The 26,573-nt window shown below is 71.3% G+C and carries 26 protein-coding genes; 11 read left to right on the top strand and 15 right to left on the bottom strand.

Features of this window, described 5'->3' with window-relative positions; genetic code table 11:
* Positions 1-110 precede the first annotated feature (110 nt).
* Both ACFV2J_RS21605 and ACFV2J_RS21600 read right to left on the bottom strand, forming a co-directional pair.
* Positions 111-1,328 (bottom strand): alkaline phosphatase, encoded by a 1,218-nt coding sequence (locus ACFV2J_RS21605; RefSeq protein WP_385098207.1) that lies wholly within the window; start codon positions 1,326-1,328, stop codon positions 111-113.
* A gap of 459 nt (positions 1,329-1,787) precedes the next feature.
* Positions 1,788-2,708: a DUF5829 family protein gene (locus ACFV2J_RS21600; protein WP_385084597.1), complete on the bottom strand. Its 921-nt coding sequence runs from the start codon at positions 2,706-2,708 to the stop codon at positions 1,788-1,790.
* A gap of 400 nt (positions 2,709-3,108) precedes the next feature.
* On the opposite strand from ACFV2J_RS21600, the gene ACFV2J_RS21595 reads away from it, so the two are divergent.
* Together ACFV2J_RS21595 and ACFV2J_RS21590 are read left to right on the top strand one after the other, a co-directional pair.
* Complete coding sequence (locus tag ACFV2J_RS21595; protein WP_385084601.1) at positions 3,109-3,648, top strand: ArsR/SmtB family transcription factor; 540 nt, start codon at positions 3,109-3,111, stop codon at positions 3,646-3,648.
* On the top strand, positions 3,645-4,946 hold the full coding sequence (locus ACFV2J_RS21590; protein WP_385084603.1) for an MFS transporter: 1,302 nt from the start codon (positions 3,645-3,647) through the stop codon (positions 4,944-4,946). Before ACFV2J_RS21595 ends, ACFV2J_RS21590 begins: the two co-directional genes overlap by 4 nt.
* Positions 4,947-5,159: 213 nt before the next feature.
* Here the strand turns inward: ACFV2J_RS21590 and ACFV2J_RS21585 are convergent, their stop codons facing one another.
* Positions 5,160-6,266 carry a serine hydrolase domain-containing protein gene (locus ACFV2J_RS21585; protein WP_385084605.1) on the bottom strand — a complete coding sequence of 369 codons (1,107 nt, stop codon included), beginning with the start codon at positions 6,264-6,266 and terminating at the stop codon, positions 5,160-5,162.
* Positions 6,267-6,445: 179 nt separating this feature from the next.
* Between ACFV2J_RS21585 and ACFV2J_RS21580 the strand changes: the two genes are divergently transcribed.
* Positions 6,446-6,829: a VOC family protein gene (locus ACFV2J_RS21580; protein ID WP_385084607.1), complete on the top strand. Its 384-nt coding sequence runs from the start codon at positions 6,446-6,448 to the stop codon at positions 6,827-6,829.
* A gap of 427 nt (positions 6,830-7,256) precedes the next feature.
* Here ACFV2J_RS21580 and ACFV2J_RS21575 read toward each other — a convergent pair whose 3' ends face one another.
* Positions 7,257-8,156 carry a phosphotransferase family protein gene (locus ACFV2J_RS21575; protein ID WP_385084609.1) on the bottom strand — a complete coding sequence of 300 codons (900 nt, stop codon included), beginning with the start codon at positions 8,154-8,156 and terminating at the stop codon, positions 7,257-7,259.
* Positions 8,157-8,409: 253 nt separating this feature from the next.
* Here ACFV2J_RS21575 and ACFV2J_RS21570 point away from each other — a divergent pair, with 253 nt between their 5' ends.
* Together ACFV2J_RS21570 and ACFV2J_RS21565 are read left to right on the top strand one after the other, a co-directional pair.
* Positions 8,410-10,482 (top strand): restriction endonuclease, encoded by a 2,073-nt coding sequence (locus ACFV2J_RS21570; protein ID WP_385084611.1) that lies wholly within the window; start codon positions 8,410-8,412, stop codon positions 10,480-10,482.
* Positions 10,483-10,607: 125 nt separating this feature from the next.
* Positions 10,608-11,201, top strand: coding sequence for a DUF4291 domain-containing protein (locus tag ACFV2J_RS21565; RefSeq protein ID WP_385084613.1), 594 nt, complete (start codon positions 10,608-10,610; stop codon positions 11,199-11,201).
* A gap of 134 nt (positions 11,202-11,335) precedes the next feature.
* On the opposite strand, the gene ACFV2J_RS21560 is transcribed toward ACFV2J_RS21565, so the two are convergent.
* The 6 genes from ACFV2J_RS21560 to ACFV2J_RS21535 all read right to left on the bottom strand — a co-directional run bounded on the left by ACFV2J_RS21560 (position 11,336) and on the right by ACFV2J_RS21535 (position 17,252).
* Positions 11,336-13,762 carry a SpoIIE family protein phosphatase gene (locus ACFV2J_RS21560; protein ID WP_385084615.1) on the bottom strand — a complete coding sequence of 809 codons (2,427 nt, stop codon included), beginning with the start codon at positions 13,760-13,762 and terminating at the stop codon, positions 11,336-11,338.
* Positions 13,763-14,034: 272 nt separating this feature from the next.
* Complete coding sequence (locus tag ACFV2J_RS21555) at positions 14,035-14,307, bottom strand: hypothetical protein (RefSeq protein ID WP_385084617.1); 273 nt, start codon at positions 14,305-14,307, stop codon at positions 14,035-14,037.
* Entirely contained in the window at positions 14,304-14,657 is a 354-nt protein-coding gene (locus ACFV2J_RS21550; protein ID WP_385084619.1) for a DUF6247 family protein, read from the bottom strand. Before ACFV2J_RS21550 ends, ACFV2J_RS21555 begins: the two co-directional genes overlap by 4 nt.
* 352 nt (positions 14,658-15,009) lie before the next feature.
* Complete coding sequence (locus ACFV2J_RS21545) at positions 15,010-15,348, bottom strand: hypothetical protein (RefSeq protein WP_385084621.1); 339 nt, start codon at positions 15,346-15,348, stop codon at positions 15,010-15,012.
* Positions 15,341-16,009 (bottom strand): peptide-methionine (S)-S-oxide reductase MsrA, encoded by a 669-nt coding sequence (gene msrA / locus ACFV2J_RS21540; RefSeq protein ID WP_385084623.1) that lies wholly within the window; start codon positions 16,007-16,009, stop codon positions 15,341-15,343. The genes ACFV2J_RS21545 and msrA overlap by 8 nt, the downstream gene beginning before the upstream one ends.
* Positions 16,010-16,133: 124 nt before the next feature.
* On the bottom strand, positions 16,134-17,252 hold the full coding sequence (locus ACFV2J_RS21535; protein WP_385084625.1) for a hypothetical protein: 1,119 nt from the start codon (positions 17,250-17,252) through the stop codon (positions 16,134-16,136).
* Positions 17,253-17,406: 154 nt separating this feature from the next.
* On the opposite strand from ACFV2J_RS21535, the gene ACFV2J_RS21530 reads away from it, so the two are divergent.
* Positions 17,407-18,561: a cystathionine gamma-synthase gene (locus ACFV2J_RS21530; RefSeq protein ID WP_385084627.1), complete on the top strand. Its 1,155-nt coding sequence runs from the start codon at positions 17,407-17,409 to the stop codon at positions 18,559-18,561.
* 126 nt (positions 18,562-18,687) lie between these two features.
* Here the strand turns inward: ACFV2J_RS21530 and ACFV2J_RS21525 are convergent, their stop codons facing one another.
* From ACFV2J_RS21525 to ACFV2J_RS21515, 3 genes are all read right to left on the bottom strand, one after another.
* Complete coding sequence (locus ACFV2J_RS21525; protein WP_385440036.1) at positions 18,688-18,936, bottom strand: hypothetical protein; 249 nt, start codon at positions 18,934-18,936, stop codon at positions 18,688-18,690.
* Complete coding sequence (locus ACFV2J_RS21520) at positions 18,933-19,430, bottom strand: sigma factor-like helix-turn-helix DNA-binding protein (RefSeq protein WP_385084631.1); 498 nt, start codon at positions 19,428-19,430, stop codon at positions 18,933-18,935. Before ACFV2J_RS21520 ends, ACFV2J_RS21525 begins: the two co-directional genes overlap by 4 nt.
* A gap of 290 nt (positions 19,431-19,720) precedes the next feature.
* On the bottom strand, positions 19,721-20,224 hold the full coding sequence (locus tag ACFV2J_RS21515) for a MarR family transcriptional regulator (protein ID WP_359497413.1): 504 nt from the start codon (positions 20,222-20,224) through the stop codon (positions 19,721-19,723).
* Between the two features lie 164 nt (positions 20,225-20,388).
* Between ACFV2J_RS21515 and ilvA the strand changes: the two genes are divergently transcribed.
* From ilvA to ACFV2J_RS21500, 3 genes are all read left to right on the top strand, one after another.
* Positions 20,389-21,618 carry a threonine ammonia-lyase gene (gene ilvA / locus ACFV2J_RS21510; protein ID WP_385084633.1) on the top strand — a complete coding sequence of 410 codons (1,230 nt, stop codon included), beginning with the start codon at positions 20,389-20,391 and terminating at the stop codon, positions 21,616-21,618.
* A 225-nt stretch (positions 21,619-21,843) separates the two neighbouring features.
* A complete protein-coding gene (locus tag ACFV2J_RS21505; protein ID WP_385084635.1) occupies positions 21,844-22,854 on the top strand; it encodes an ATP-binding cassette domain-containing protein in 1,011 nt (336 codons plus the stop codon).
* Positions 22,851-23,696, top strand: coding sequence for an ABC transporter permease (locus tag ACFV2J_RS21500; protein WP_385084637.1), 846 nt, complete (start codon positions 22,851-22,853; stop codon positions 23,694-23,696). Before ACFV2J_RS21505 ends, ACFV2J_RS21500 begins: the two co-directional genes overlap by 4 nt.
* Before the next feature lie 158 nt (positions 23,697-23,854).
* Here the strand turns inward: ACFV2J_RS21500 and greA are convergent, their stop codons facing one another.
* Entirely contained in the window at positions 23,855-24,352 is a 498-nt protein-coding gene (greA, locus tag ACFV2J_RS21495) for a transcription elongation factor GreA (protein ID WP_385084639.1), read from the bottom strand.
* 178 nt (positions 24,353-24,530) lie between these two features.
* Positions 24,531-24,929 (bottom strand): DUF4307 domain-containing protein, encoded by a 399-nt coding sequence (locus ACFV2J_RS21490; RefSeq protein WP_385084641.1) that lies wholly within the window; start codon positions 24,927-24,929, stop codon positions 24,531-24,533.
* 185 nt (positions 24,930-25,114) lie between these two features.
* On the opposite strand from ACFV2J_RS21490, the gene mca reads away from it, so the two are divergent.
* On the top strand, positions 25,115-25,996 hold the full coding sequence (gene mca, locus ACFV2J_RS21485; RefSeq protein ID WP_385084643.1) for a mycothiol conjugate amidase Mca: 882 nt from the start codon (positions 25,115-25,117) through the stop codon (positions 25,994-25,996).
* Positions 25,989-26,249 carry a hypothetical protein gene (locus ACFV2J_RS21480; RefSeq protein WP_385084645.1) on the top strand — a complete coding sequence of 87 codons (261 nt, stop codon included), beginning with the start codon at positions 25,989-25,991 and terminating at the stop codon, positions 26,247-26,249. The genes mca and ACFV2J_RS21480 overlap by 8 nt, the downstream gene beginning before the upstream one ends.
* Positions 26,250-26,573 lie beyond the last annotated feature (324 nt).

Genomic DNA, 26,573 nt, shown 5'->3' with positions numbered 1-26,573 from the left:
GTCCACCTCCCCTCCCCCCCCCACCCCCGACGCGGCCGCGCGCGGGGGGCCGGCCGCGCCGGGGGCCCCGGGTGGTGCCCCCCCCGGGCCCCCCGCCGTCAGTGCGTGGTTCAGCGGCGCGTCAGGGCCTGACGCAGCACGTCGTACACGTGGGTGTTGGCGTGCTTGCCGGTGAAGCGGTCGGACAGCGGGCCGGCCGCGGTCACCGGCACGTCCACACCGGTGTGACCGGACGTGGTCCAGTCGACGTAGAAGCTCTTCTCGCTGCCGCGGATGCTGAACGGACCGTCCTCGGCGGAGATGCCGGTGCCGGACTCGTCGGCGGCGTCCGACTCCTCGACGGCCAGGCCGCCGGTCTCGTGGTCGCCGGTGATGACCAGCAGGGTGTCGGAGTGGGTGGCGACGTACGCGCGCGCCACGGCCACGGCCTTCTCCAGCTCCTGCATGGACTGCAGGGTGCGGGTGGCGTTGTTGGAGTGCGCGAACTCGTCGGTGCCCTCCTCCTCGACCATGAGGAAGAAGCCCTTCTTGTTCTTGTCCAGCGTGCTCAGGGCCTTGCTGGTCATGGTGGAGAGACCGACCACCGGGCTGTACACGTCGCCCTGGCCCTCGGGACGCTGCTGGAACATCTCCTCGTTGGCGAAGAGACCGAGCAGCTTGCCGTCCTTGGCGCGGCTGAGCTGGTCCGCGCTGTTGACGTAGGAGTAACCGGCCTTCTTGGCCTTCTTGATGAGGTCGCCCTTGGTGCCCTTGCTCGCCTCGGACGGGTCCTCGGCGGGCTGGTCCTTGAACGCGCCGGCGCTGCCCGCGGGCAGCCACCAGTCCTCGCCACCGCCCAGGATGACGTCGGGCTTGCTGACCTCGATGTACTGGCGGGCGATCTCGTCCTGCGCCGAACGGTTGGCGGTGTTCGAGAAGAACGCCGCCGGCGAGGCGTCGGTGACCTGAGCGGTGGTGACCAGGCCGGTGGCCTTGCCGGCCGCCTTGGCCTGCTGGCCGAGGGTGGCCAGCGGGTTGCCGTCCACGTCGACGCTGATGGCGCCGTTGTAGGTCTTCTCGCCGGTGGCCCACGCGGTGGCCGCGGCGGCCGAGTCGGTGACGACGGCCTTCGGGTCGTCCGGCTCCGTGGTCAGCTGGCCCGAGACGGGGAGCTTGTCCATGGCGAGCTGGCCGTTCAGGCCCGCGAAGTGCAGACGGGCGGCCTGACGCAGTGCCGCGCCCATGCCGTCGCCGTTGATGAAGATGACGTTCTTGGCCGTCGGGGCCTTGGCCTTCGCCGCGGCCTGCGGAGCCGAGGCCGACGCGCCCAGCGACGGGTTGACCACCATCGTCACGACGGCGGCGGCGACTGCTGCGGCTGCGGGAGCGGCGAACCGCCGAGCGCTACGGGCATCCAGGGACACAACGTCCTCCATTGCTGTTCTTGCCCATCATTTGACCGTGAACATAAGGTTCTTTGGGGGGAGGTTGACCAAGAACAGATGGCCAGTACACGACGAGATCTTCAGTGGCAGGTAAAGGCGCAGGTCCAGTACGTCTGCTACTTGTCCGGACAGGTCACGCGACCGCGAACGCCGCTCCCGCCCTCCCGCCCACCTCACGCCCCGGCGCCTTCACCTCCCCGACCGGACGAATCCGCAGGTCATCGCGGGTCCGGGGTGTCGTGTGCCGCCGCGGGGCCGAGGAGTTGAGGGACGTTCGAGCGGGGAACCGGCCGTGTTCGCCGACCACAGGGTGCGCGCGGCGGAGCGCGCCCTCGACGAGGGCGCGCTCCGCGGGCTGCCGGCCTACTCGGGGCCGTTGCCGGCGAACGTCCACACGGCGTGGTCGCCCGGTCCGACGACGAGCGTCGAGTGACCGATCCGTTCCACGTGACGGTCCTTCACGGGCCGGTTGAGCGACAGTTCGACCCGCCGCAGGCCCGCGTCGTCGCGCGCGACGGCGTCGAACCGCAGGGTGGTGCTGCCACGCTCCGCGACGACGCCACCGTCCGGCACGGTCCGGACCGTGAAACCGCCGGCCCGCAGCAGCGGCACGGTGTCGGCGAGGTCGCCCGCGGTGACCGCGAGCCGGACGGAGGTGACGTCACGCATCGAATGGCCGCGGTAGTCGTCGGACAGGTAGCGCTCCCGGCCGACGTCACCGGGGAAGTTCGCCGGCTCGGTGTCGCCGCGCGGGTCGGCGAAGTACTCCGGCCGGTACTCCATCGCCCAGGCTCCGAAGGCGTCGTACGTGGTGGTGGTCAGGATGGCGTCGAACCACGGAACGGGGACGCCGTCACCGAAGTCACGCGTCTGGAGGAACGGGACGGGGTCGGCGACGCCCTCGTCCTTCAGCCGCTCCGTGACCGTCGCCAAGTCTCCCGCCCGCTCGACCGAGAGGCCCATCCCGGCGGAGCCGAGGGTGCCGTCCTGGCCGGCGACGTCACCGACCCCGAACAGTTCGAGGTAGGTCTCGCGGCCCATCAGATAGCGGCCGGTCCAGGTCTGCCCGTCGGCGCCGGTCGTGGTGCGGAGCTGGAAGTCGGCGAAGTCCCGCAGATAACCGGAGTGCTCGATCGCGTCGGCGGTCTCCCGGTCGAGCACACCGTAGGAGTGGTTGAGGTACAGCAACTGCCGGTCGTGCGACGGCCGGCTCTCCGCGGCCCGCGCCGTCCCCACGCCACCCCCGATCGCGCAGGCGAGGGCCACGGCGAGCACGTTGATCATCCGTAATGTCCGGCGAATCGGCATGCGAGGGATCGTAGGGCGCGCAGCGCGCGGAGGCCGCGCCTTTCGAACCAGGCTGAATTGACCGTGACTTGACCTAGGGAGAGGTGTGGCTCCTCATCGGCCCTCGGTGCGGGTGCGGGTGCGGGTGTGGCGGCGGGTGCGGCGGCGGTTCGCGAGGTTGCTCGTACGGCTGTTCATGGGACTGCTCGTGCGGCTGCTCGCGAGGCCCGGGCCGGACACCGAGTCGACCACGCGGCGCGCTGCTCCGAGGGTAACGGAGTTGGCCGGTAAGGCAGTTCGGCTGCGGCGGGACAGGGCAGGGCACGGACGCTCCCGTGGAAGAAGCTTCGTGCGAATCCCCTTGCGCAATGGTCAAGAATCGTTGACCATTGCTCGCATGCCTACCGACGATCTCCCCGAGACGTTTCACGTCACCACGGACGAGCAGCTGCGCGCGGTCTCCAGTCTCACGCGCCACCGGATCATGGCCGTGCTCCGCTTCGAGCCCGCGACGATCACGCAGATCGCCGAGCGGATGGGCCTCGCGAAGGGGAGTTCCAGCTACCACGTACGGCTGCTGGAGCGGGCCGGCCTGGTGAAGGTGGTGCGGACACGGAAGGTGCGGGGTGTCACCGAGCGGTACTACGCGATGGCCGCGCGGTCGATCGAGCTGCCTGACCCGGGCGAGGGAGGGCCGGACGTGCTGATGCGCCATGCGGTGGCGGACCTGGAGGCGTCGCCGGCGGAGGGCGAGCGGCACGTACGGATGGCGCATCTGCGGCTCACCGAGGAGCAGTTCGCGCAACTGGGGGCGCGGCTGGAGGCACTGGCGGACGAGTACCGGGAGCTGTCCGATCCGTCCCTGCCGGACGCGTCACTCGTCTTCGCGCTGTTCCACCCGGCACGGCCCGAGCAGACCGAGGAGGGCACCAAGTGACCACGGACATACGGAAGTTGCCGACCGGGTTCGGACGGCTGTGGACCGCGCAGACCGTCTCCTCGCTCGGTGACGGGGTGACGCACGCCGCGCTGCCGCTGCTCGCGTTGACGTTGACGCGTGATCCGATGGCGCTCGCCGTCGTCACGGCCGCCGGGACGCTGCCGTGGCTGCTCTTCGGGGTGCTCGGCGGCGCGCTGGTGGACCGCTGGGACCGCCGCCGCACGATGTGGGTCGCGGACACGGCACGTGCGGTGCTGCTCGCCATACCCGCGGCGGCGGCCGTGCTCGACGTGCTGAGCATTCCGCTGCTCGCGGCCGTCGCCTTCCTGCTCGGCCTCGGCGGACTCTTCTTCGACACGGCCGCCACGGCCTATCTGCCGGATCTGCTCCGCCGCGACCCCGCGCTCCTGGAGCGCGCCAACTCCCGCCTGCGCGGCGCCCAGACCGCCATGTCCGGCTTCGCGGGGCCGCCCGCGGGCAGTGCGCTGCTCGCGCTCGGGCGGGCGGTTCCGCTGCTCACCGACGCGGTGTCGTTCGCGCTCTCCGCACTGCTCGTCCGCACGCTGCCCGCCATGCCCCGCCCCGTGCCGGAGGTCCGCGAGTCGCTGCTTCGGCAGGCGCGGGCCGGGGCCTCGTACGTCTTCCGGGACCGGGTGCTGCTCGGGCTCGCGCTCCGCCCGGCGGTCGGGAACATCGCCTTCCTCGCCGTGGAGACCGTCCTCGCCCTCTTCGCGCACGACCGCCTCGGCATCGACACCTACGGCTTCGGCCTGCTCCTCACGGCGGAGGCCACCGGCGGCCTGCTCGGCGCGGGCGTCGCCTCCCACCTCGGCCGACGGCTTGGCACCGGCACCGCACTGACCTGCACAGCCGCCGTCGAAGGGCTTGCCGTGCTGGGCCTGGCCGCTGCCCCGAACCCGTACGTGGCCGGGCCGGCGCTCGCCCTCTGCGGGGCCGGCATGGGCGCCACGATGGTGCTCGCGCCCTCCCTCCGGCAGGCGATCGTCCCCGCCCACCTCATGGGCCGGGTCGCGTCCACCTCGCGCATGCTGGCCATGTGCGCCGCTCCCATAGGAGCCTTCCTCGGCGGCTGGCTGGCCACCACCTACGACCTCCGCACCCCGCTCTACGCCGCCGGCGGCCTTCTCCTGGCGATGACGGCCGTCACGGCATCCATGACCAGCAACCGCCGGGTCGAAGAGGCGCTCCGGGCCGCCGTCCCGGCCGGCGGCCCGGATGAGGATCACCCGGTGTCCAAGGACCACGACCCGGAGAACGCAGCCGACTTGGTGTGACGCCCTGTCGCACCCTCCCGGGCGGCGGCCGGACCGCTCTCCGGCGAGTACGCCCGGTGGACGGTGACCGTGGATTCCGCGTGGGGCGTGAGACGGCGTACCAGCGGCGACCTGTCCGAGACCTCGGTACCGCCGGTGGTTCCGCCGTGCCCGTGCTGCCCACCGTGCCCGTGCTGCCCGTCGGCCCGTGCTGCCCGTCGGACCGGCCGCGGGTCAGGCCCGCAGACCCTTGAGGCCGTCGTAGGCGGCCATCACCATCTCCAGCCCCCGGTTGTCGTCAGCGGGCTCGCGCATCTGATGGGTCACGTAGGCCACCGTCATCCGGCCCTCGGGCTCGATCATGACCAGGGAACCGCCCCAGCCGCCCCACCCGTAGATGCTGTCGAACAGCCCGTACCCCAGGCCCCAGCGCATGTGCGTGCCCAGGAGGCGGTCCTCGCCGCTGAACTGCTCCTGCCTCGCGAGGTCACAGGCCGCCTGGGACAGCAGCCGGGTTCCGCGCACCGTTCCTCCGCAGGCCATCACCGACTGTACGAGGCCGACCGAGCGGGCGTTGCCGAAGCCGTTCGCCGCGGGGATCTCCGCACGACGCCAGGCCACGCTGTTGCCGTCACGGACCCGTACCGGGGTGGCCGCGGAGGGAGACGCCTTGCTGTCGGGCGCGCTGGAGGCGTAGTCCTCGTCCTGGGAAGCGGGCGGGATCGTGAGCGCCACCCGGTGGTCGTGCTCGGCGGGCAGCCCGATGTGGAAGTCGGCGCCCAGCGGTCCGGCGATCTCCTGCGCGAAGAACTCGCCCAGGCCGCGGCCGGTGATCCGGCGTACGACCTCGCCCACGAGGAACCCCTGGGTGAGCGAGTGGTATCCGGCCGCGGTGCCCGGCTCCCACTGCGGAGTCCGCGCGGCCAGACGTGCCGTGGCGGACGGCCAGTCGTAGAGCTCCTCGATCGGCCCGTCCCAGTCGGGCAGGCCCGCGGTGTGCGACAGCAGATGCCGCACCAGCACCTTCTCCTTGCCCGCGCCGGCGAACTCGGGCCAGTACCGGCCGACCGGCGCGGCCAGGTCGAGTTCGCCGCGGTCGGCCAGGACCAGTGCGCACAACGCGGTCATCGTCTTGGTGACCGACCAGGTATTGGTGAGGGTGTCCCGCTGCCACGGGATCGTGCGGTCCGCGTCGGCGTACCCGCCCCAGACGTCCACCACCGGTTCGCCGTCCACGAAGACGGCCACCGAGGCACCGGCGTCGCCCTCGTCCAAGAACGCGGACAGCGTGCTGGGCACGGCGGTGAACAGTTCGTCGTACGAGCCCTGGATGTCGGCCATGCCTGGTTTCTAGCCCTCGACGGTGGTGCGGGGCAACCGAATTCCTCGGAGCTGGTCACTGAGCGCGGGAGCGTACGGGAGGGGGTCCGTACAGACGTCCGGCGCACCCACGGGTACGGGTGGGCGGCCGACGACCGGTTCCCGGCTCCCGGATCCGTCGTCTACGTACACTGACGGGCATGGCATGCCGCATCAGTGAACTGGTCATCGATGTCGCCGACCCCGAGAGGCTCGCCGCATTCTGGAGCGAGGTCCTCGGCTACGTCGAACTCGGCCGGGAGGACGACGGGAGCATCGAGATCGGGCCGCCCGGAACCGGCTGGGGAGGGCCGCAGCCCACCCTCGTCCTCAGCCCCAGCGGTGAGCCGCGAACCGGGAAACTCCGCCTGCACATCGACGTCAACGCCACCGACCGTGACCAGGACGCCGAGCTGGAGCGACTGCTCGCGCTCGGCGCGACGCCGGTCGACATCGGCCAGACCGGCACCGAGACCTGGCACGTCCTGGCCGACCCGGAAGGCAACGAGTTCTGCCTCCTGCGCACCCGGCTCCAGCCGCTCTGAGCACGCCGTGCGGCAGAGCGGGAGCGGGATGCCTCTCGCTCATCGCCGGAACGCCGAGTGACGGTTCGCAACGGCGGCTTTCGGCCCCGGTCCCGAGGGTGCCGCCGCACTCGGGCACCGAGGTCCACACAGGTCGGCGATGCCGGAGTCCCGCGGAGTTCGTCGGCCGGCCGCCTTTTCCGTACGTCGGCCGGCCGCCTTTTCCGTACGTCGGCCGGCGGCCTTCTCCGGACGTCGGCGACAGGCGAAGCCGTCCAGCTCGGCGAGGTGGACCGCTCGGCCCGCTCGGCTCTCCTCCAACGCGTCCGCGCGGAACGAGCGGTTGCCCGGCAGGCGAGGGGGTCGTTGCTGCCCCGTCGGCGCGAGAGCCGGGCGCCGGTACCCGAACGGGGTTGATGCCGTCGGCCGCCGGGTCGAGATGACGCGGCTATGACGGGAACAGCCATTCCATCGCGGCGAGGCTCTTGTCGACGTACTTGCCCTGTTCCGTCTCGATGCCGTAGGCGAGGTCCTCGAAGACGCCACACCTGGCATAGAACACGGCGCGTTCGCCGAGAGCGTCGAGGTCGTCGGCTTCGGTTCGATAGCTGCTGAGGGCGGCGCGGGTGGCGGCAGGGCCGAGATCGCGGTGGAGCAGGCCGAAGTCGTGGGCCGGGTCGACGACGGCCGCGTCGCTCCAGTCGATGACGCCGGTCACCGTCCATGTGACCGGGTCGACGAGAACGTGTTCGATCCCCAGGTCGTTGTGGGAGAACGCCGGGGTGTATCCGTCGTGGGGTGGCGCGGTGGCCAGGAACGCCTCGACGGGGCGGCGGTGCGCCGCCGGCACCTGCCCGGCCACCGCCGCGTAGTTCTCCGCGGCCTCATGCCGCCACTCGGCCGGCGGCTGGTGGTCCGCGTCCACCAGATCGGCCAGCCGATCGACCGGGACGGCGTGCAGCGCGGTCAGCAACTCGCCGAGCGTGGCGGCGATCGAGGTGCCGTGGGCCGATCGCTGGTGCCGCGACAGGTCCAGCAGCGGCGTGCCGGGGAGCTTGCGGTAGGCGAGACATCCCTGCTCCGCGACCGTGAACACCGGTTCGGGGACCGGCAGCGGTGAGATACCGGCGACGGCGGCGAGCACGCGTGCCTCGTGGTCCACCAGGGCGGCCCGCCGTGTCCGGTCGGGTTCCTTGCTGAAGCGCACGATCAGCTCACCGTTGACCTCGTACGCCAGGTTGTCCAGGCCCTCGCCGAGCGGTACGACGGACTCGATCCGACAGCCGCGCAGGTGCGCCACCACGACGCCGCGGACGTCCGCGACACGGTCGCGGCTGCGACTGGACATGGGCCGACCTTATCAATCGATCGCACGAGGCCGGTGGTGGTCACCGGGTGACCGCGCGGCCGCCGGCCAGGTCCGCAGAGGGCGCGCGTGGCCTTCGTCCAGGCTCCCTCTCAAGTCGCTCTGACCTGGGGGGATGACAGGATCCGGTTGCCTTCGGCACGCGGATATGCGGGACGGCTGCTGCTGGATAGAGTCATATCGTCACACCTGGTTGTGGGGACAGCCAGCGCGCACCGGGGAGGGCCTGCAGCACATGAGTCGTCGCTCAACCGGCTACGTCGGCGTCTGGGCAGAGATGCAACGGCAGCAGCAACGCCAGAGGGAAGCGGAAGCGGGACGGCAGAGACGAGAAGCTCAGCAAGCACGTGCGTACCAGCGGCGGGCCGCCCAGGACCACCGCGAGTACCGGCAGGCGGAAGCGCTACGTCGCACAGAAGAGCTCGACGCGCAGGTCGCGTCGCTACAGGGCCTTCTCACGTCGGGCTGTCAGGCTCCGGCGTTCAGAGTCTCCTCCCTCATGAGGCGTGAAGAGGTCCAGCCCTTCGCCCCGGGACCGTTGGCCCAGCCGGTGGCCATGCCTGACTTCAGCCACTACCAGACGCAGAGCGGGTGGACGTCCAGCCGCCGGGCCCAGGCACAGGCCGAAGCGCGGACCCGTTTCGAGCGGGACTGGCACGCGGCCCAGGCGGCGGAGGCCCATCGGCTGCAACAGCTGGCGTCGTACCAGCGGGAGCACCAGCAGTGGGCCGACGCGCAGCTGGCCGAGGTGCGGCGGCACAACGCCGGCATCGTCCAGGTGACCGACGGAGTGAGACGTCGTGATCCCGACTCGGTCGTCGAGTACTTCTCCGCCGCTCTCTACGCCTCGTCGGCATGGCCGGAGGGATTTCCACGCCAGGTGACGGCAGCCTATGACGCGGCGGCCGGACAGCTGGTGCTGGACTGGGAGTTGCCCGCCTACAGCATCGTCCCTGAGGCCAAGTCCGTTCGCTACGTGTCCGGGACCGACCAGGACAAGGAGACCGCGCGCCCGGTGGGGCAGCGTCGCGCGCTGTACCGGGAGGTGCTCGCCCAGTGCATGCTTCTCGTTCTGCACGAGCTCTTCGCCGCGGACGAACTGGGCGCGCTCGAGTCGGTGACGCTGAACGGGTTCGTGGACGGGCACGACCCCACGACGGGCCGGCCCGGCCGGATCCACCTGGCGACCGTGATGGCCTCGGTCTCGACGTTCCGTGGTCTGCACCTGGCACAGGTGGACGCGGGCAGTTGTCTGGCCGACGCACTCCGCGGACAGCTCTCGGCCCGCCCCGACCAGCTCTCGCCGGTACGGCCGAGCCGTCGGCCGCAGGATGTCGGGAACCGTGTCGTCGCGCACGGCGGCGACGAGGAACCCGACCTGTACGACATGGATCCGATCGCCTTCGAGAACCTCGTCGCCGATCTCTTCCGGGCCATGGGGATGCAGGCGGTCACGACCCAGCGCTCCAACGACGGCGGTGTGGACGTCGACGCGCTGGATCCGACACCGATCCGGGGCGGGAAGATCGTCGTCCAGGTGAAGCGCTACCGCAACACGGTGCCGCCCACCGCCGTACGTGACTTGTACGGAACCGTGCAGGACGCCGGCGCCAACAAGGGTGTCCTCGTGACGACGTCGGGGTTCGGCCCCGGCTCGCACACCTTCGCCAACGGCAAGCCGCTGGAGTTGATCCCGGGCCCTGAGCTCGTCGACCTGCTGCATCGTCATGGGCTGCGTGGGCGTCTGGGCGAGGGCGGCCGTCGCACCGCGGCACCGCCGACGCCGACGCCGACGCCGACGATCCCCGACATCCGATTGCCCCACGACTACAACGTCCTGGGCATGTCGTGGACCGGCAGCGTGGCATTGGACGTGTGTGCTCTGGTCTGCCGTGGCGACCGAGTCCTCAGCGACGATCACTTCGTCTTCTTCAACAACCCACGGACAGCCGACGGTTCCGTGCGGGCTCTGGCCCCCACCGCACCCGACAAGGCCGCGATCTGCGTCTCGTTCGACGGCTTGCCGGACGAGGCCGACCGGTTCGTCCTCGTGGCCGCGATCGACCCGGAGGTCAACCCGGACGCCGACCTCTCCGGATTCACCGACGCCCGCATCCGTCTGCTCGACCCGCGGCTGACCGAGCTGGGACAGCTCGAGGTTTCCGACGGCCGGTCCCGCGAAACCGCCTTGGTGCTCGGCTCCTTCCGGCGAAGGCCGAGCGGGGACTGGGACTTCGTCCTGGGCGGCAAGGGCTACACCGGTGGCCTGGAGGAACTCGTGCGGGATTTCGGCATCGAGGTGGACTAGGACGAGGTGGCCGCTCGGCGCGCGCCGGCAACCGCCCGCCGCCTGCGGCCGACGTCCTCCGTCGGATCGGGCAACGGGTCGAAAATCGGTGGTCACCCGGGCTGACCGAGCCCACGCTGTAGGCCATGGAAGAACCGCTCCGCAGGATTCGCGCGCTCCACACGGCGTCCACGATCACCGTCTACCAGGCGTACTCCCCTGAGATCGGCCTGCCCGCCATCCGGGACGGCCGTTTTCCCGCCGCATGGAGGCCTGGGCGCATGACGTGGATCAAGCCCAGTTTCCTGTGGATGATGTACCGCTCCGGCTGGGGCACGAAGGAGGGGCAGGAGACCGTCCTCGCCGTCGAGATCACCCGCGACGGCTTCGACTGGGCGCTGCGCCATGCCTGCCTGTCGCACTACGTCCGCGGACTGCATCCCGATCGCAGCGCCTGGCAGCGCGACCTCAAGCGCGCACCGGCCCGCGTCCAGTGGGACCCCGAACGCGACCTGCACCTGCAACCCTTGCCGCACCGCTCGCTGCAACTGGGGCTCTCGGGCGAGGCATCGTCGCGTTACGCGGACGAGTGGATCGTGTCCATCAACGACGTGACCCCGCTCGCCCACGAGATCCACGCACTCGTCAGGGACGGCGACCTGGACTCGGCTGCCCGACTGCTCCCTCAGGAGCGGGGATACCTCACCGGTGAAGAACTGCCGGCCCAGCTGCGCCCCTGACCGACGGCCGGCGCCACCCATGGGTCACATGGCGGCACGGGTCCGTGAACGCGGCATGACGATCCATGTCATGCGGTCCCGCCCCCCCCCGTGCGGAGAGCACCTGGTGGAACGGGCCACGCCTTCGTCGCGGGTCAGGCGTGCGGCAGGGGCTGTTCCGTCCAGACGGTCTTGCCGTCGTGGGTGTACCGGGTTCCCCACCGCTCCGTGAGCTGCGCGACCAGGAAGAGCCCGCGTCCGCCCTCGTCCGTGCTGAGGGCGCGTCGGAGATGGGGGGAGGTGTGGCTGGCGTCCGACACCTCACAGATCAGGCTGTGCGTGCGGATGAGGCGCAGGGTGACGGGGCCCTCCGCGTAACGGTAGGTGTTGGTGACGAGTTCGCTGGCGACCAGCTCGGTGGTGAAGGCCATTTCCTCCAGCCCCCATTCGGTCAGTTTCGCCGTGGTCAGCTCCCGGGCCCGGGCAGCGGCGGTCGCTTCCAGGGGCAGCTGCCAGGTGGCGACGTCCTGGGGCGGCAGCACCCGGGTACGGGCGATGAGCAGCGCGACGTCGTCGGTGGGGAGGCGTTCCTTCGGCAGCAGCGCTTCGACCACGCTGCGGCAGGTGCTGTCCAGGGAATCGTCGGTGTGCGTGAGGCATTCGTGCAGGCGCTCCAGCGCGGCGTCGATGTCGCTGTTGCGGGCCTCCAGAAGTCCGTTGGTGTAGAGCGTGAGCAGGCTGCCCTCGGGGAGGTCGAGTTCGTACGTCTCGAACGGCAGCCCGCCCAGACCCAGCGGCGGACCGGCGGGCAGGTCGAGCACGGTCACCTCGCCGTCCGGGGTGGACACCATCGGTGCCGGGTGACCGGCGCGTGCCAGGGAGCAGCGCCGGGAGACCGGATCGTAGACCGCGTACACGCAGGTGGCCCCGAGCATCTGTTCCACCGCGGAGCCGCCGACGGCGTTCGCCTCCAGCTCGGCGGCCAGCAGACTGACCAGGTCGTCCAGCCGCGCCACCACCTCGTCCGGTTCCAGGTCGAGGCTGGCCAGGGTGCGCACGGCGGCGCGCAGGCGGCCCATGGAGGCCGCGGCGTGGATCCCGTGGCCGACCACGTCTCCTACGACGAGTGCGACCCGGGCCCCTGACAGCGGGATCACGTCGAACCAGTCACCGCCGATGCCCGGTTCCCCGCTTGCCGGGAGGTACCGGCAGGCCACCTCGACAGCCGGCAGGTCGGACGCCGCGCTCGGCAGCAGGCTGCGCTGGAGAGTCAACGCGGCGCTCTGCTGCTGGGTGAAGCGGCGCGCGTTGTCGATGCAGACGGCCGCACGCGAGGAAAGCTCGTGGGCCACCGCGGCATCGTCGTCCTCGAATGGTTCCGAATGCCGCACGCGCCACAGGCTCACCACGCCCAGTGCCAGGCCGCGAGCGACCAAGGGCACCACGATCAGTGAGTGAACGCCGAGCCCCATGGCGATCTCGATCCGCCGCCGGTCCATGGCGTACCACTCGGGCCGCAGGGACAGCAGCCGTTCGAGGATCGGGCGGCGTTCGGTGAGGCACCGCGCCTGCGGGGATCCCGGAAGGAGGGGGACCACCTCGCCCTCCTGGTACGGGACCCGGCGTTCCGGGGGCGTGAGGGCCACGCGGAGCAGCGCGCCCGTCACGCCGGGGCGCGGTTCGTCGCCGAGTGTCACCGGCTCCAGGAGGTCCACCGAGCAGTGGTCGGCGAGGCCGTCGGCGACGACCTCCGCCAGCTCCCGGGCCGTCTGCGCCACGTCCAGCGAGGTTCCGATCCGGGCGCTCGCCTCGTTCACCAGGGCGAGCCTGCGCCGGGCCCGGTGGCGGTCGGTCACGTCCTCGATCGTCTCGGCCACGCCGAGGACCCGGCCCGCGGGGTCCTCCATCCGGAACGCCGATACGGAGACGATCCGTTCGCGGCCCGGGTCGTGGCGTGCCCGGGCCGACTGTTCCGTGAAGATCAGCGGCTCGCCGGTCTCCAGGACGTGCCGTACCCGCTCCTCGGCCGGTCCCGCGTCCTCGTCGACCATGAATTCGCGGGGGCGACGGCCCACCGGCGCCTCGGCCGGGACCCCGCTCGCCTTCTCGATCGCGCGGTTGACCCGGATCACCCTCCGGTCCGGGCCGTGGACCACCAGACCGATCGGGGACCGGTGGTACAGGCCGTCCAGCAGCGCGCGGTCCCGCTGCCAGGCGATGACCTCCGCGGCGGGGGCTCCGACCAGGGACCACTCCCGGGCGTCCCCGTCCCGGGTGATCGCGCGGGCCCGGAATCCCATCTCGATCCGTCGCCCGTCGCGGTGCCGGACGGGCACGACCCCGAACCAGCCTCCCGTCCTGATGGCCTCCACCACGACGGACCGCACGATCGGCAGGTCTCGCGCGTCCACGAGGAGGTCCTGCCACGCCCGTCCGATCACTTCCTTGGCGGGATAGCCCAGCAACTCCTGCGCGCGTGCGCTCCAGCCGACCACGGCGCCCCGATCGTCGAGCACGGCCGAGGCGCCGCGCCCGAGCGCGAACGGATCCTCGGGGCTCTCACTGAAATGCATCGACTGCATCCCCATAGCCACCACCTTGCCTACACGACTTCGATGGTCCTCCCCACGGTCTCCGTCCGCGACTCTCCCGTGCGCCCCGGCCGACGGGAACGGCACGGCGACGCGGGGGGACGGCACGGGCGACGGCACGGGTGCCGAGGGGGGTGGCCAGGTCAGTGGGGGTGCCCGCGCTCGGTCACACCCGGCCGCTTCGGCTATGCGCGTGCGTAGCCGTGGACCTCTAGAGCCATGGGCATGTCCCGGTCGGCCCTCCGCGAGTGCCGGCGCAATCGCTACAAGGCGTCGAACGGGGGCACGATGCGGACGATGATGATGAGTGGGGCGCGTGGGGCGACGAGGAAGTAGAACCATCCGCCGGCCGCGTCCATACGACGTAGACCGCCCGGTCTCGGGCCGTTGCCGAGATCACTGACATCGATCCCCGTACTGGCAAGCTCGACGAGCTGGTCGGCCAGGCGTTCGACTTCCGCCACGACGTGGGCCGGGAGGCCGCCTGCCACGTGGTCGTGATCAGGGTCGTATTCCCAGTGCCAGTCCGGATTCACCGGGTCGAGAGACCGACGGCCGCGTGGGCTTCATCGAGAAGCCGTCCGATCTCGACGGCGGCCTGTCGTGCCTGCGCGGCGTCGCCCGCTTCGGCAGCGTCCTCCCAGCGGCGGAAGTCTGCAGCCAGGCCGGGCTGGCGTTGGATGTGCACGTAGACGGCCCACTGGGTGATGAACCGCCGGAGAGGGGCAAGATCGGAACCCTGTCGGGACTGGTCGGCAGCCTGGTCCAGTTCCCGCGTGAAGGCGGGGAGCGAGGCGGGCGCGATCTGACTGACGGCCTGCCGCAGCGTGGCGACCGTCGCAGGCGGCTGGGGGATGAGGGGTTGCTCAGCGGCTGGCGTGGTCATGGATGCTCCCATGGGCGCGATTCTGTCCCACGCCTCAGCCTAACGGGCACGAGCACTTTCGCTCCGCTCGAACGAGTGAGGCAGAAGCGATGCGGCTGTCGCACGGTCCGGCCCGGTAGTAAAGATCTCTGCACGGACGTTCGTGCCATGAGCCTTTACATCGCCCAGGACCGATCAGCGCGACCTTGCGCGGACTGCTCCTCGGTGGCCTCCGGCGCCGGCGTGACGCCCGTCGCGCAGGACGCTCCCCAGTTCGTCGCGGACGGTGTGCGCAGCTTGGCCCCCGTCCCCTTGATCCCGCAGTACCCGCCGGATCCTTGTCGAGGTACTGCTGGTGCGTGCCCTCGCTTGCTCATCGTTCGATGAAGCGGGGGTCCGGCCAGGCGGTGATCGGCTCGTCCGAGACCGAGTAGATCTCCAGGAGCGAGAGGTAGCCGTCCTCGGTGAAGACCAGGACGCCCGCCGCGTGCGGGTTGGTGTACCCGGCGTCCACGGCCGGATTGTCGTGCGAGGGCGCCGGAGTCGCTGCTGTGCGGTCCACCTCCAGATCGACCGTCGCACAGCCGCAGCCGCACCGGCGCACCACGCGCGTGTGGGGAATCTGGGCCAGCAGGGCGTTGCTGACCGGATCCGAGCCCGCCAGCAGCGCCCGCAGGGTCGCCGCGGCTTCCGGCGACAGCGGCTCAGCCATCCACCCTGGCCACACCGATCGGGCAGGACACGCCGGTTCCCCCGATCCCGCAGTACCCCGCCGGATTCTTGTCGAGGTACTGCTGGTGATACGCCTCCGCCGGATAGAAGGCGCGGCCCTGTGCCGGGAGGAGTTCCGTGGTGATCGTGCCGTGGCCCGAGGCCGTGAGGACCCTCTGGTAGGCCTCGCGGGAGGCGGCCGCGGCGGCTGCCTGGGCCGGGGTGTGGGTGTGGACCGCGGAACGGTACTGCGTGCCGGAGTCGTTGCCCTGGCGGAAGCCCTGGGTCGGGTCGTGGGACTCCCAGAAGACCTTGAGCAGCTCCTCGTACGAGATCTCGGCGGGGTCGTGGACCACGCGGACGGCCTCCGTGTGGCCGGTCAGGCCCGAGCAGACCTCCTCGTAGGTGGGGTTCTCGGTGAAGCCGCCCTGGTAGCCGACGAGCGTCGTGTACACGCCCTTCGGCAGCCGCCAGAACTTGCGCTCGGCGCCCCAGAAGCAGCCCAGGCCGAAGTCGGCGATCTCCAGGCCCTCGGGGTACGGGCCGAGCAGGGGGGTGCCGAGGACCGTGTGCCGTTCGGGGACCCGGAAGATCGGCTCGGACCGGCCGGACAGGGCCTGCTCGGCGGTCGGGAGTCGCGGGGTACGGCTGTCCAGGAACATGCGGTCTCCACGGGGTGAGGGGGCGCGGGGCCGGGGGTGGGGTCCGGCGGGTACAACGAGGGAGCCCCGGCCGGCATTCCGGCCCGGGTTCCCGGTGCTCGCGGGACGCCCCCGGCGTCTCTCCTCAGCGGGGGAGGGACGCCGGACTGCCTCCGTTCGCCTCGTATCCGGCCACCGCCAGCGCGCGGTACACCGCGTAGTCCGCCGCCGGGTCGGCGGTGAGGGTCCAGGGGAGGGCGCCGACGTGGCCGTCGACGTGCACCAGCTGGTTCATCGCCTCGGCCCACCGCTCGCCGCGGACCAGGAAGAACACCAGGAGATGGCGGACGTGCGCCAGCATCGGGTCGTCCGGGCGGGCCGCGTGCACCGCGAAGAGCGCGCCGTGGACCGCCTTCGTGACGACCTCGCTCTGGTAGAAGCTGCGGACCAGGTTCACCTCGGGGAGGTGCTCGAAGACCGCGAAGAGGGGCATGGCCGCGAGCAGGGAGCCCTGCGGCGCGCGCGCCGCGGCGGCCTCCGCGAACGAGTACGCCACCTCACGCGAACCGTGCCACTTCTCGCACCAGTAGTGGAGGGCCGCCAGGTGCGCCCCCATGTGGGACGGCGCGCGGTCCAGGATCTTCAGCCACAGCTTCTCGAACTCCGCCTGGGGATAGGCGAGACCGCGGGCCACCGACAGCTCGACGATGTACGGGATCGGGTCACCGGGGGAGAGCAGCGCCGCCTCGCCGCAGGCCGACCTCGCCTCCTCCATGATGATCCGGAACTCGTCCGTCCCCGGCGTCGACGTCCGCCACGCCTGCTGCACCAAAAACTCCGCGTGCACCGCCGCGCCGCCCGCGTCCTTGGGCGCCTCGGCCCGCCACACGCGCAGCCACTGCCCGCCCGGCGTCTCACTGACCCCGCCGGGGTGCTGCTGAAGCTCCAGGGACGCGGCGCCCGCGAAGGCCTGCACCCGCTGCCAGCGGGTCTCGCCCGCCGTTTCGGTGCCCGCCAGGAGCTGCGCGGCGGCACGGTAGTCCTGGGTGTGCTGCACCACGTCCAGGACGTCGAGGAGATCCGCGTCCTGGCCCGGCATGCGGATGTCCAGCTGCTCCTGGCGCAGGAATCCGTAGTTCGCCGGGTCCGCGGCGTCCGGGTCGCCGGGCGAGACCAGCTGAATACCGGCGCGCCGACGCCGGAGGACCGGCAGCAGGACCAGGCTGAACAGGGCCAGCGCCATCAGGACCCAGAGAATTTGCATGCCTCAAGCGAACCAGACGGGTCCGACAATTGGCCAACCCGGTCGGACGCGGGCCGCCCGGACCCTCGTGCGGGCCCCGGGGCGCTGCGCCGCGCGGCGCCGGCCGGGGCGGCGGTCCGTCACCAGCCCCGCGGGCGCACTACGCTCGGGACCCATGAGCGACAGGCACATCAGTCAGCACTTCGAGACCCTCGCGATCCACGCGGGCAACACCGCGGATCCCCTGACCGGCGCGGTCGTCCCGCCGATCTACCAGGTCTCGACCTACAAGCAGGACGGCGTCGGCGGGCTGCGCGGCGGCTACGAGTACAGCCGCAGCGCCAACCCCACCAGGACCGCCCTGGAAGAGAACCTCGCCGCCCTGGAGGGCGGTCGCCGGGGCCTCGCGTTCGCGTCCGGACTGGCGGCCGAGGACTGCCTGTTGCGTACGCTGCTCAGTCCCGGCGACCACGTGGTGATCCCCGACGACGCCTACGGCGGTACGTTCCGCCTCTTCGCGAAGGTCGTCTCGCGCTGGGGCGTGGAGTGGTCCGTGGCCGACACCAGCGACCCCGACTCGGTACGGGCCGCCCTCACCCCGAAGACCAAGGTCATCTGGGTCGAGACGCCCTCCAACCCCCTCCTGGGGATCACGGACATCACCGCGGTGGCGCAGATCGCGCGCGAGGCGGGCGCCCGGCTCGTCGTCGACAACACCTTCGCCACCCCTTACCTCCAGCAGCCGCTCGCGCTCGGCGCGGACGTCGTCGTGCACTCCCTCACCAAGTACATGGGCGGCCACTCGGACGTCGTCGGCGGCGCGCTGATCACCGGTGACCAGGAACTCGGCGAGGAGCTGGCGTACCACCAGAACGCGATGGGCGCGGTCGCCGGGCCCTTCGACTCCTGGCTGGTGCTGCGCGGCGCCAAGACGCTCCCGGTGCGCATGGACCGGCACAGCGAGAACGCCGGGAGGGTCGCCGAGATGCTCACCCGTCACGCGCGCGTGACGCGGGTGCTGTACCCGGGCCTGCCGGACCACCCCGGTCACGAGGTCGCGGCCAAGCAGATGCGGGCGTTCGGCGGCATGGTCTCCTTCCAGGTCGAGGGCGGCGAGGAGGCGGCCGTCCAGGTCTGCAACCGCGCGAAGGTGTTCACGCTCGGCGAGTCCCTGGGAGGCGTCGAATCCCTGATCGAGCACCCGGGGCGGATGACGCACGCGTCCGTCGTGGGCTCGGCCCTGGAGGTACCGGGCGACCTCGTCCGGCTCTCCGTGGGCATCGAGAACGTCGACGACCTGCTCCAGGACCTCCAGCAGGCCCTCGGCTAGGAGCCGGCCGGGCGGTCACCGGCTGAGCGCCGGGCCCCGTCCGTCCCGCGCCGGGCACCGAGGATCACCGTCCGTCCCGCGCCGGGCACCGGCGGAGCGGCGGATCACCGTCCGGCCCGGCGCCGGTCACCAGCCTGTCAGTGGTGGAGTCGTCTGGGACGGCGGCTCCACCCAGGGGCGGGCCGTCGCCGCCCAGACGACGAAGGCCACGGTCGCCGCGAACAGCAGCAGCCACATCAGGCGCCGGGCCAGCGTCCTGCGGCGCAGCATGCGGTTCCCGAGGCGCACGGCCTCCGCGTACAGGTCCGGCGGCACCTTGGGCGGCGTCCGCTCCAGCAGCCGCCGTACGGCCGTCTCGCGCTCGTGCAGGGTCACGAGGGTGCCACCTCCGCCACCGCCGGGGCCGGCCCGCGCGGCGGGTGGAGCAGGGTCACCGTCGCGCGGGCGCAGATCGCTCTGACACGTTCCGTGGGCAGCCCGAGCAGGGCCGCGGCCTGTTCCTCGGCGACACCCTCGTACAGCCGCAGGACCAGGATCAGCCGCTCCTGGGGTGTCAGCCGCGCCAGCGGGCCGCCGGGGGCGGGGCGGGCGCGCCCGAAGCCCCCGTACTGGTGCCAGGCACCACGGGCGAAGCGCACGGCGAGGTGCTGACGGGCCCGGTCGTACGGGTCCTCGCCGCGCAGCCGGTCCCAGGAGGCGTACGTGTGGGCCAGCGCCAGCGTCAGCAGGCGCCGCGCGCGTGGGTTGGCCTCCGGCGGCTCCGCCGTGAGCAGCGTGGCGGCATGCAGCAGCCGCCCTGCCGCGCCCGCGACGAATGCCTCGAACTCCCGGGCCCGGCGGGCACCTTGGGACGCACGCCGTTCTCGCAACACGCCTCCCGCCCGAGGGCGACCCTGAGGGGAACGAGGCTCCGGCCGCGTACGACAGGCCGCACCGTGTGCGACAGGAGCCCGGTCTCATATGAGGCCAGACGTGGCCTTCCGGTCAAGAGCCCGGCGCACATCGCGCGCGCGTGCCGGGCGCGCACGGCGCGCGGGGGTGCCGGGGGCCCGGGTGGCAGGCGTGGCCGGGAGAGGTCCGCGGAGTCCCGGGAGGCCGGGACGGGCGCGGCTGCCGGGGGAGGGGACACCCGGGGGAGGAGACGGGTGGGAGGCGGGTGTCAGGACGTCGGCCGGTCCGGCGACACGACTCCCGTGGTCGTCATCCGGGCCGAGAGCGCGCCGTTGAAGCGCATGAGGAGCGCGCAGAAGACCTCGCGCTCCTGCGGCTCCCAGTCGTCCGTCAGTTCGGCCATCAACTGACGCCTGGAGGAGCGCACTTCCTCGAGGCGGGCGTGCCCGCGCGGCGACAGCTGGAGCACCACGGCGCGACCGTCCTCCGGGTGCGAGGTGCGCTTGACGAGGCCGGTGTCGACCAGCGGCGCCACCTGCCGGGTGACCGTCGAGGAGTCGATGCCCATGCTCGCGGCGAGCGCCTTGACGCCCATCGGGCCTTCCTTGTCGAGGCGGTTGAGCAGCAGGTAGGCGGCGCGGTCCATGGAGTTGCGCACCTGCCCCACCCCGCCGAGCCGGGTCTGTTCGGCACGGCGCGCGAAGACCGCGACCTCGTGCTGCAGCGTTTCGAGAAGACCGGTGTCACCGACGGTCGTCATGTCCATCGACATCTCTGGTGTTGTGGGCATGGCCGGGAGCTCAATTCATGCGTGGGGAGCTGGGTTGGGGGACAGGGTACGCGGCTGGGAGGCGGGTCGTACCGGCGCTGCGGAAACCGGTCTCGGAGGGTGGTCACACAAGGAGCCCCCATGCGTGAACTGCGAGACTGGTGGTCATGAGCTACAGCACCGCTGACTCCTTGCCCAGGGTGACGTCGGACGACGTACGAGGCGCCCAGAAGATGCTTTCGGGCGTGGCGCGGATGACCGCGATGGAGGGCAGCAGGTACCTGTCCCAGCTGGTGGGCGCCCCGGTGCACCTCAAGTGCGAGAACCTCCAGCGCACCGGTTCGTTCAAACTCCGTGGCGCGTACGTGCGGATCGCGGGGCTCCTGCCGGAGGAGCGCGCGGCCGGTGTGGTCGCGGCGAGTGCCGGGAACCACGCGCAGGGGGTGGCCCTCGCGTCCTCGCTGCTGGGCGTGCGTTCCACGGTCTTCATGCCGACCGGGGCCCCGCTGCCGAAGGTCGCGGCCACCCGGGACTACGGCGCCGAGGTGAGGCTGCACGGTCAGGTGGTCGACGAGACGCTGGCCGCCGCGCAGGAGTACGCGGCCGCCACGGGAGCGGTGTTCATCCACCCCTTCGACCACCCCGACATCATCGCGGGCCAGGGCACGGTCGGCCTGGAGATCCTGGAGCAGTGCCCGGAGGTGCGCACGATCGTCGTCGGGATCGGCGGTGGCGGGCTGGCCGCGGGGGTCGCGGTCGCGGTGAAATCGATCCGCCCCGACGTGCGGATCATCGGGGTGCAGGCGGCGGGCGCCGCGGCGTACCCGCCCTCGCTGGCGGCCGGCCGGCCGGTGCCGGTCGCGAACCCGGCGACGATGGCCGACGGCATCAAGGTCGGACGGCCGGGGGACGTGCCGTTCGAGATCATCCGCGACCTCGTGGACGAGGTGCGCACGGTCTCCGAGAACAGCCTGTCCAGCGCGCTGCTGCTCTGTCTGGAGCGGGCGAAGCTGGTCGTCGAGCCGGCCGGCGCGAGCCCGGTGGCGGCGCTGCTGCAGGAGCCGGACACCTTCGAGGGACCGGTCGTCGCGCTGCTGTCCGGCGGCAACGTGGACCCGCTGCTGATGCAGCGCATCCTGCGGCACGGCATGGCGGCGAGCGGCCGCTACCTCGCGGTCACGCTCCGGCTGACGGACCGCCCCGGAGCGCTGGCGACACTTCTCGGGGTGTTGTCAGTGGCGGACGCTAACGTCCTCGACGTGAGCCACGTACGGACCGATCCCCGGCTCGGGCTCACGGAGGTGGAGGTCGAGCTGCACCTGGAGACGAAGGGTCCCGAGCACTGCGCCGAGGTCGGCCGCGCCCTGCGCGAGGCGGGCTACACGGTCATCGACTGAGGCCGAAGGCGGGCCTGGGCCGGATCGGATCCCCTCTCGTCGTCCGATGGAAAAATCTGTTGAGGAACGCGATACATCGCGTTACGGTGTGTCTTCCGCCGACCCTGCGCGTGGCGGGGTGGAGCGGTCGCGCGACAAGTCGCCACGGAACGCCGGAGCTGACGAGAAGCAACCGTAATTCACCAGAACTCAGCGTGTACATCCCCAAAGACGTGGAGAACTCACATGCCAGGCGCCATCTACGCCGAAGGTCTGGTCAAGACCTTCGGTGACGTAAGGGCTCTGGACGGCGTCGACCTCGATGTCCCCGAGGGGACCGTCCTGGGCCTCCTCGGGCCGAACGGCGCGGGCAAGACCACCGCCGTCCGCTGCCTGACGACCCTGCTGCGACCCGACAGCGGCAAGGTGGTCGTCGCCGGCGTCGACGTGCTCAAGCACCCCGACGCGGTACGGCGCAGGGTCGGCCTGTCCGGACAGTTCGCCGCGGTCGACGAGTACCTGACCGGCCGCGAGAACCTCCAGATGGTGGGCAGGCTCTACCAGATGAGGTCGAAGGCCGCGAAGGTCCGGGCCGTCGAGCTGCTCGACCAGTTCCATCTGACGGACGCGGCCGACCGCCCCGCGAAGACCTACTCGGGCGGCATGCGCCGCCGGCTCGACCTGGCCGCCGCGCTGGTCGTCTCGCCGCCGGTGATGTTCATGGACGAGCCGACGACGGGCCTCGACCCGCGCAACCGCCAGCAGCTGTGGGAGGTCATCAAGCAGCTGGTCTCCGGCGGTACGACGCTCCTGCTGACCACCCAGTACCTGGAGGAGGCCGACCACCTCGCGCACGACATCTGCGTGGTCGACCAGGGCCGTGTCATCGCCCGCGGCACCGCCGACGAGCTCAAGGCGCGGACCGGTGGCGAGCGCGTCGAGGTCGTCGTGCACGAGCGCGAGCACATGGAGACCGCCGCCGGGGTGCTGCGCGGCTTCGGCAAGGGCGAGAGCACCGTCGAGGAGCACACCCGCAAGCTCACCGTCCCCGTCACCGGTGGCGCGAAGCTCCTCGCGGAGGTCATCCGCGAGCTGGACACCCGCGGTATCGAGATCGACGACATCGGCCTGCGCCGGCCCACGCTCGACGACGTCTTCCTCTCCCTCACGGGCCATGTGGCCGAGGTGAAGGAAGAGGAGCACGGCGAGGTCGCGGACGCGAAGGGCCGCCAGGCGAAGAAGGAGCCCGTGAAGTGAGTGCCGTGACAGACACCGCCCCGGTGGCGGCCCCCAAGGGAGTCCTCGGCCAGTCCGTGCGCGACTCCCTGGTCATCGCCCAGCGCAACCTGATCCGCATGTCCCGCATCCCCGAGATGCTGATCTTCGGCCTCATCCAGCCGATCATGTTCGTGGTGCTGTTCTCGTACGTGTTCGGCGGCTCCATGAACATCGGCGGCAGCACGGACCCGTCCACGTACCGCGAGTTCCTGATGGCCGGCATCTTCGCGCAGACCGTCACCTTCGCCACCGCGGGCGCCGGCGCCGGCATCGCCGACGACATGCACAAGGGCCTCATCGACCGGTTCCGCTCGCTGCCGATGGCGCGTGGCGCGGTCCTCACCGGCCGCACGCTCGCCGACCTGGTGCAGACGGCCCTGACCCTGTTCGTGCTCGCCGTCGTCGCCCTGCTCGTCGGCTGGCGTACCCACACCAGCCTCGGCGAGGTGCTGGGCGCCTTCGGCCTGCTGCTCCTGACCGGGTACGCGTTCACCTGGATCGGCGCGCTCATCGGTCTCTCCGTGCGCACCCCCGAGGCGGCCACGTCCGGCGGGCTGATCTGGCTGTTCCCGATCACGTTCGTCTCGAACGCGTTCGTGGACTCCAGCAGGATGACCCCCTGGCTGCGCCATGTCGCCGACTGGAATCCGTTCAGCGCCACGGTGCAGGCGTGCCGCCAGCTCTTCGGGAATCCGGGGCTGTCGCCGTCGGACGCCTGGCCCATGCAGCATCCCGTCTGGGCCTCGCTGATCTACTCGGTCCTGATCATCCTGGTCTTCCGCACGCTGGCGGTACGCAAGTACCGGTCCGCCACGGCATGACACGGCCGGCGGACCGGGGCCGCGGCCCGGCGGACCTGGTCGGCGCACCGGTGCCGGTGACGGGGCCCCGGACATGACGGAGCCCCCGGCGCGGGCCGGGGGCGTCGTCGGAGCGAAGAGTCCGGGACCGGAGTTCCGGTCGTGCCCGGACGGAGGGCTCAGCCCTGGTAGGGCACGGCCTTGAGGATCTTCACCGAGGCGAGCTTGCCGTTCGGCAGCTCGTACCGGGCGTCCTCGCCGACCTTCTTGCCGTTCACACCGGAGCCCAGGGGGGACTGCGGCGAGTACGTCTCGATGTCGGCGCTGGCGTACTCGCGCGAGGCGAGCAGGAAGTCCAGCGTGTCGTCCTCGTCACCGTCGAAGGCGATGGTCACGACCATGCCGGGGGCGACCACGCCGTCCGCCGCGGGGGCCTCGCCCACCTTGGCGTTCTCCAGGAGCTGGGTCAGCTGGCGCACACGGAGCTCCTGCTTGCCCTGCTCTTCCTTGGCCGCGTGGTACCCGCCGTTCTCCCGCAGGTCGCCCTCCTCGCGCGCGGCCGCGATCTTGGCGGCGATCTCCGTGCGCGCGGGACCAGACAGGTACTCCAGCTCGGCCCTGAGCTGGTTGTACGCCTCCTGGGTCAGCCAGGTGACGTTCTCGCTGGTCTGGGTCACAGGTGCTCCTCGTAGGTACTGGGAATACAAAGCATCGCCCTACCCAGAAGCATGTTCTTTCACGGGTGGGCGAAACCACGAGCCTAACAATTCAGCGGCTCAAGGGGGAGGACATAAGACATCAGAATTCCGTCAACCCAGGTCAGGACCGGTATCGCGGGTGAGGTCACCGGGGATGTCAGTCGGCGTGGCAGCCGATCAGCTCCGCCGTGCTGCCACGGGAGGTCGTACGGAGCGTGACGACCTTGTCGATGCGGGAGGCGTCCTGGTCGAAACGGAAGTCCGCGCGGCCCACCTCCGCGCCGTCGGCGCTCTGCGAGCGGAGAGTGCAGTAGCCGTGGGCGTTCGCGTCCTTGTGCACCTCCAGGTGCACCTGGACCGAGTCGGCCGAGGCGTCGAAGGTGATCACCTGGGCGCTGATCTTGTTCTCGCCGACGTAGTAGTAGGCGAACCAGCCGATCAGGGCGAGCAGGACGACCCCCAGTACGCTGCCGAGGATCCTGAGTTTCCGGTCGGCGCGCTCGTCCGCGGACCGGCCGTACCGGCCCTCGGGCAGCTGTGTGCGCGCCGTACTCATGATCGTCCTCTCGGCAGGTCCGGGACCGAGCCTTGCGAGGCCCCGGGCAGGGGCCCCGGAGACCGGGCCCCGGAATTATTCGCCCCCCGATTCCGTCACTATAGAAGCCGCCCATCGCGCTGATTCACGCCGGGCGCCGACAGCCGACCTACCCAGGCGACAGCCGACTGACCGAGGATTGAGTCTTGACTGACCAGCTGCGACTGATGGCCGTGCACGCCCACCCCGACGACGAGTCGAGCAAGGGCGCGGCCACCATGGCGAAGTACGTGTCCGAGGGGGTGGACGTGCTGGTCGTGACCTGCACGGGCGGGGAGCGCGGCTCCATCCTCAACCCGAAGCTCCAGGGTGACCGGTACATCGAGGAGCACATCCACGAGGTACGCAAGAAGGAGATGGACGAGGCCCGCGAGATCCTCGGCGTCAAGCAGGAGTGGCTCGGCTTCGTCGACTCGGGCCTGCCCGAGGGCGACCCGCTGCCGCCGCTGCCCGAGGGCTGTTTCGCGCTCGAGGACGTGGACAAGGCGGCCGGTGAGCTGGTCAAGCAGATCCGCTCCTTCCGTCCCCAGGTGATCACCACCTATGACGAGAACGGCGGCTACCCGCACCCCGACCACATCATGACCCACAAGATCTCGATGGTGGCCTTCGAGGGCGCGGCGGACGCCGAGAAGTACCCGGAGTCCGAGTACGGGCCGGCCTTCCAGCCGCGGAAGCTCTACTACAATCAGGGCTTCAACCGCCCGCGCACCGAGGCGCTGCACAACGCGCTGCTGGACCGCGGCCTGGAGTCGCCGTACGGGGACTGGCTGAAGCGGTGGAGCGAGTTCGAGCGCGCCGAGCGCACGCTGACCACGCACGTTCCGTGCGCCGAGTTCTTCGAGATCCGGGACAAGGCGCTGATCGCGCACGCCACCCAGATCGACCCCGACGGCGGCTGGTTCAAGGTCCCCATGGACATCCAGAAGGAGGTCTGGCCGACCGAGGAGTACGAGCTCGCGAAGTCCCTCGTCGATACCTCCCTCCCCGAGGACGACCTCTTTGCGGGCATCCGCGACAATGCCTGACATGAGCGCAAGCCTGGCACTGACGCACCTCGTCCCCCTCGCCAAGGAGGTCGACGAGAACAAGGTCACCCCCGGCGTCCTCGGCTTCATCGTCTTCGCGGTGATGGCCCTGGCCGTGTGGGGTCTGATGAAGTCCATGAACCGCCGACTGGGCAAGGTCACCTTCGAGGAGGACGCGGCCAAGGACACCGCGGCCTCCGGCAAGGGGACGGGCGGCCCGGTGGGCGGCAAGGCCTCCCCCGCGAAGGGCTGAGTCTCCGGCGCGTCCGCTCCGCGCGGCGCGAGTGGTCCGCCGGGACGGCCCGCGGGTCCGTGTATCCCGGCCCTGGACGGCCGGGGTACACGGACCCGCACGGGCCGCTCCCGCGGACGAGGGCGCCCGCACGCCCTGAACACGGGTGAGGCCCCGGCCGAGACCCGCGTACGACGCGTGCGCCCCGGCGGCCCGCGTCGCACGGCCCCGTCGCCGCCCGGCCGCCCACCACCCACGTCGTACGGACACGCCCCGACGCGTTCGCGCGGCGTTCGCGCGGCGCGGACGTGCCCCTCGGGGGTTGCCGCCGTCCGCGTGGCGCGG

The organism is Streptomyces sp. NPDC059668 (assembly GCF_042734135.1).
Taxonomy (GTDB): Bacteria; Actinomycetota; Actinomycetes; order Streptomycetales; family Streptomycetaceae; genus Streptomyces.
The sequence above is the reverse complement of the archived record's forward strand: the minus strand, read 5'-3'. Positions and strand labels throughout refer to the sequence as shown.

Excerpts from the sequence above, each read along its gene's own strand:
- ACFV2J_RS21580 (WP_385084607.1), top strand. The coding sequence starts at position 6,446 with ATGGCATGCCGCATCAGTGAACTGGTCATCGATGTCGCCGACCCCGAG.
- ACFV2J_RS21530 (WP_385084627.1), top strand. The coding sequence starts at position 17,407 with ATGAGCGACAGGCACATCAGTCAGCACTTCGAGACCCTCGCGATCCAC.
- ACFV2J_RS21575 (WP_385084609.1), bottom strand. The coding sequence starts at position 8,156 with ATGTCCAGTCGCAGCCGCGACCGTGTCGCGGACGTCCGCGGCGTCGTG.
- ilvA (WP_385084633.1), top strand. The coding sequence starts at position 20,389 with ATGAGCTACAGCACCGCTGACTCCTTGCCCAGGGTGACGTCGGACGAC.
- ACFV2J_RS21565 (WP_385084613.1), top strand. The coding sequence starts at position 10,608 with ATGGAAGAACCGCTCCGCAGGATTCGCGCGCTCCACACGGCGTCCACG.
- ACFV2J_RS21595 (WP_385084601.1), top strand. The coding sequence starts at position 3,109 with ATGCCTACCGACGATCTCCCCGAGACGTTTCACGTCACCACGGACGAG.
- ACFV2J_RS21480 (WP_385084645.1), top strand. The coding sequence starts at position 25,989 with ATGCCTGACATGAGCGCAAGCCTGGCACTGACGCACCTCGTCCCCCTC.
- ACFV2J_RS21600 (WP_385084597.1), bottom strand. The coding sequence starts at position 2,708 with ATGATCAACGTGCTCGCCGTGGCCCTCGCCTGCGCGATCGGGGGTGGC.
- ACFV2J_RS21570 (WP_385084611.1), top strand. The coding sequence starts at position 8,410 with ATGAGTCGTCGCTCAACCGGCTACGTCGGCGTCTGGGCAGAGATGCAA.
- ACFV2J_RS21560 (WP_385084615.1), bottom strand. The coding sequence starts at position 13,762 with ATGCAGTCGATGCATTTCAGTGAGAGCCCCGAGGATCCGTTCGCGCTC.
- ACFV2J_RS21545 (WP_385084621.1), bottom strand. The coding sequence starts at position 15,348 with ATGGCTGAGCCGCTGTCGCCGGAAGCCGCGGCGACCCTGCGGGCGCTG.
- ACFV2J_RS21550 (WP_385084619.1), bottom strand. The coding sequence starts at position 14,657 with ATGACCACGCCAGCCGCTGAGCAACCCCTCATCCCCCAGCCGCCTGCG.
- ACFV2J_RS21585 (WP_385084605.1), bottom strand. The coding sequence starts at position 6,266 with ATGGCCGACATCCAGGGCTCGTACGACGAACTGTTCACCGCCGTGCCC.
- ACFV2J_RS21515 (WP_359497413.1), bottom strand. The coding sequence starts at position 20,224 with ATGTCGATGGACATGACGACCGTCGGTGACACCGGTCTTCTCGAAACG.
- msrA (WP_385084623.1), bottom strand. The coding sequence starts at position 16,009 with ATGTTCCTGGACAGCCGTACCCCGCGACTCCCGACCGCCGAGCAGGCC.
- ACFV2J_RS21605 (WP_385098207.1), bottom strand. The coding sequence starts at position 1,328 with ATGGTGGTCAACCCGTCGCTGGGCGCGTCGGCCTCGGCTCCGCAGGCC.
- ACFV2J_RS21490 (WP_385084641.1), bottom strand. The coding sequence starts at position 24,929 with ATGAGTACGGCGCGCACACAGCTGCCCGAGGGCCGGTACGGCCGGTCC.
- ACFV2J_RS21535 (WP_385084625.1), bottom strand. The coding sequence starts at position 17,252 with ATGCAAATTCTCTGGGTCCTGATGGCGCTGGCCCTGTTCAGCCTGGTC.
- ACFV2J_RS21505 (WP_385084635.1), top strand. The coding sequence starts at position 21,844 with ATGCCAGGCGCCATCTACGCCGAAGGTCTGGTCAAGACCTTCGGTGAC.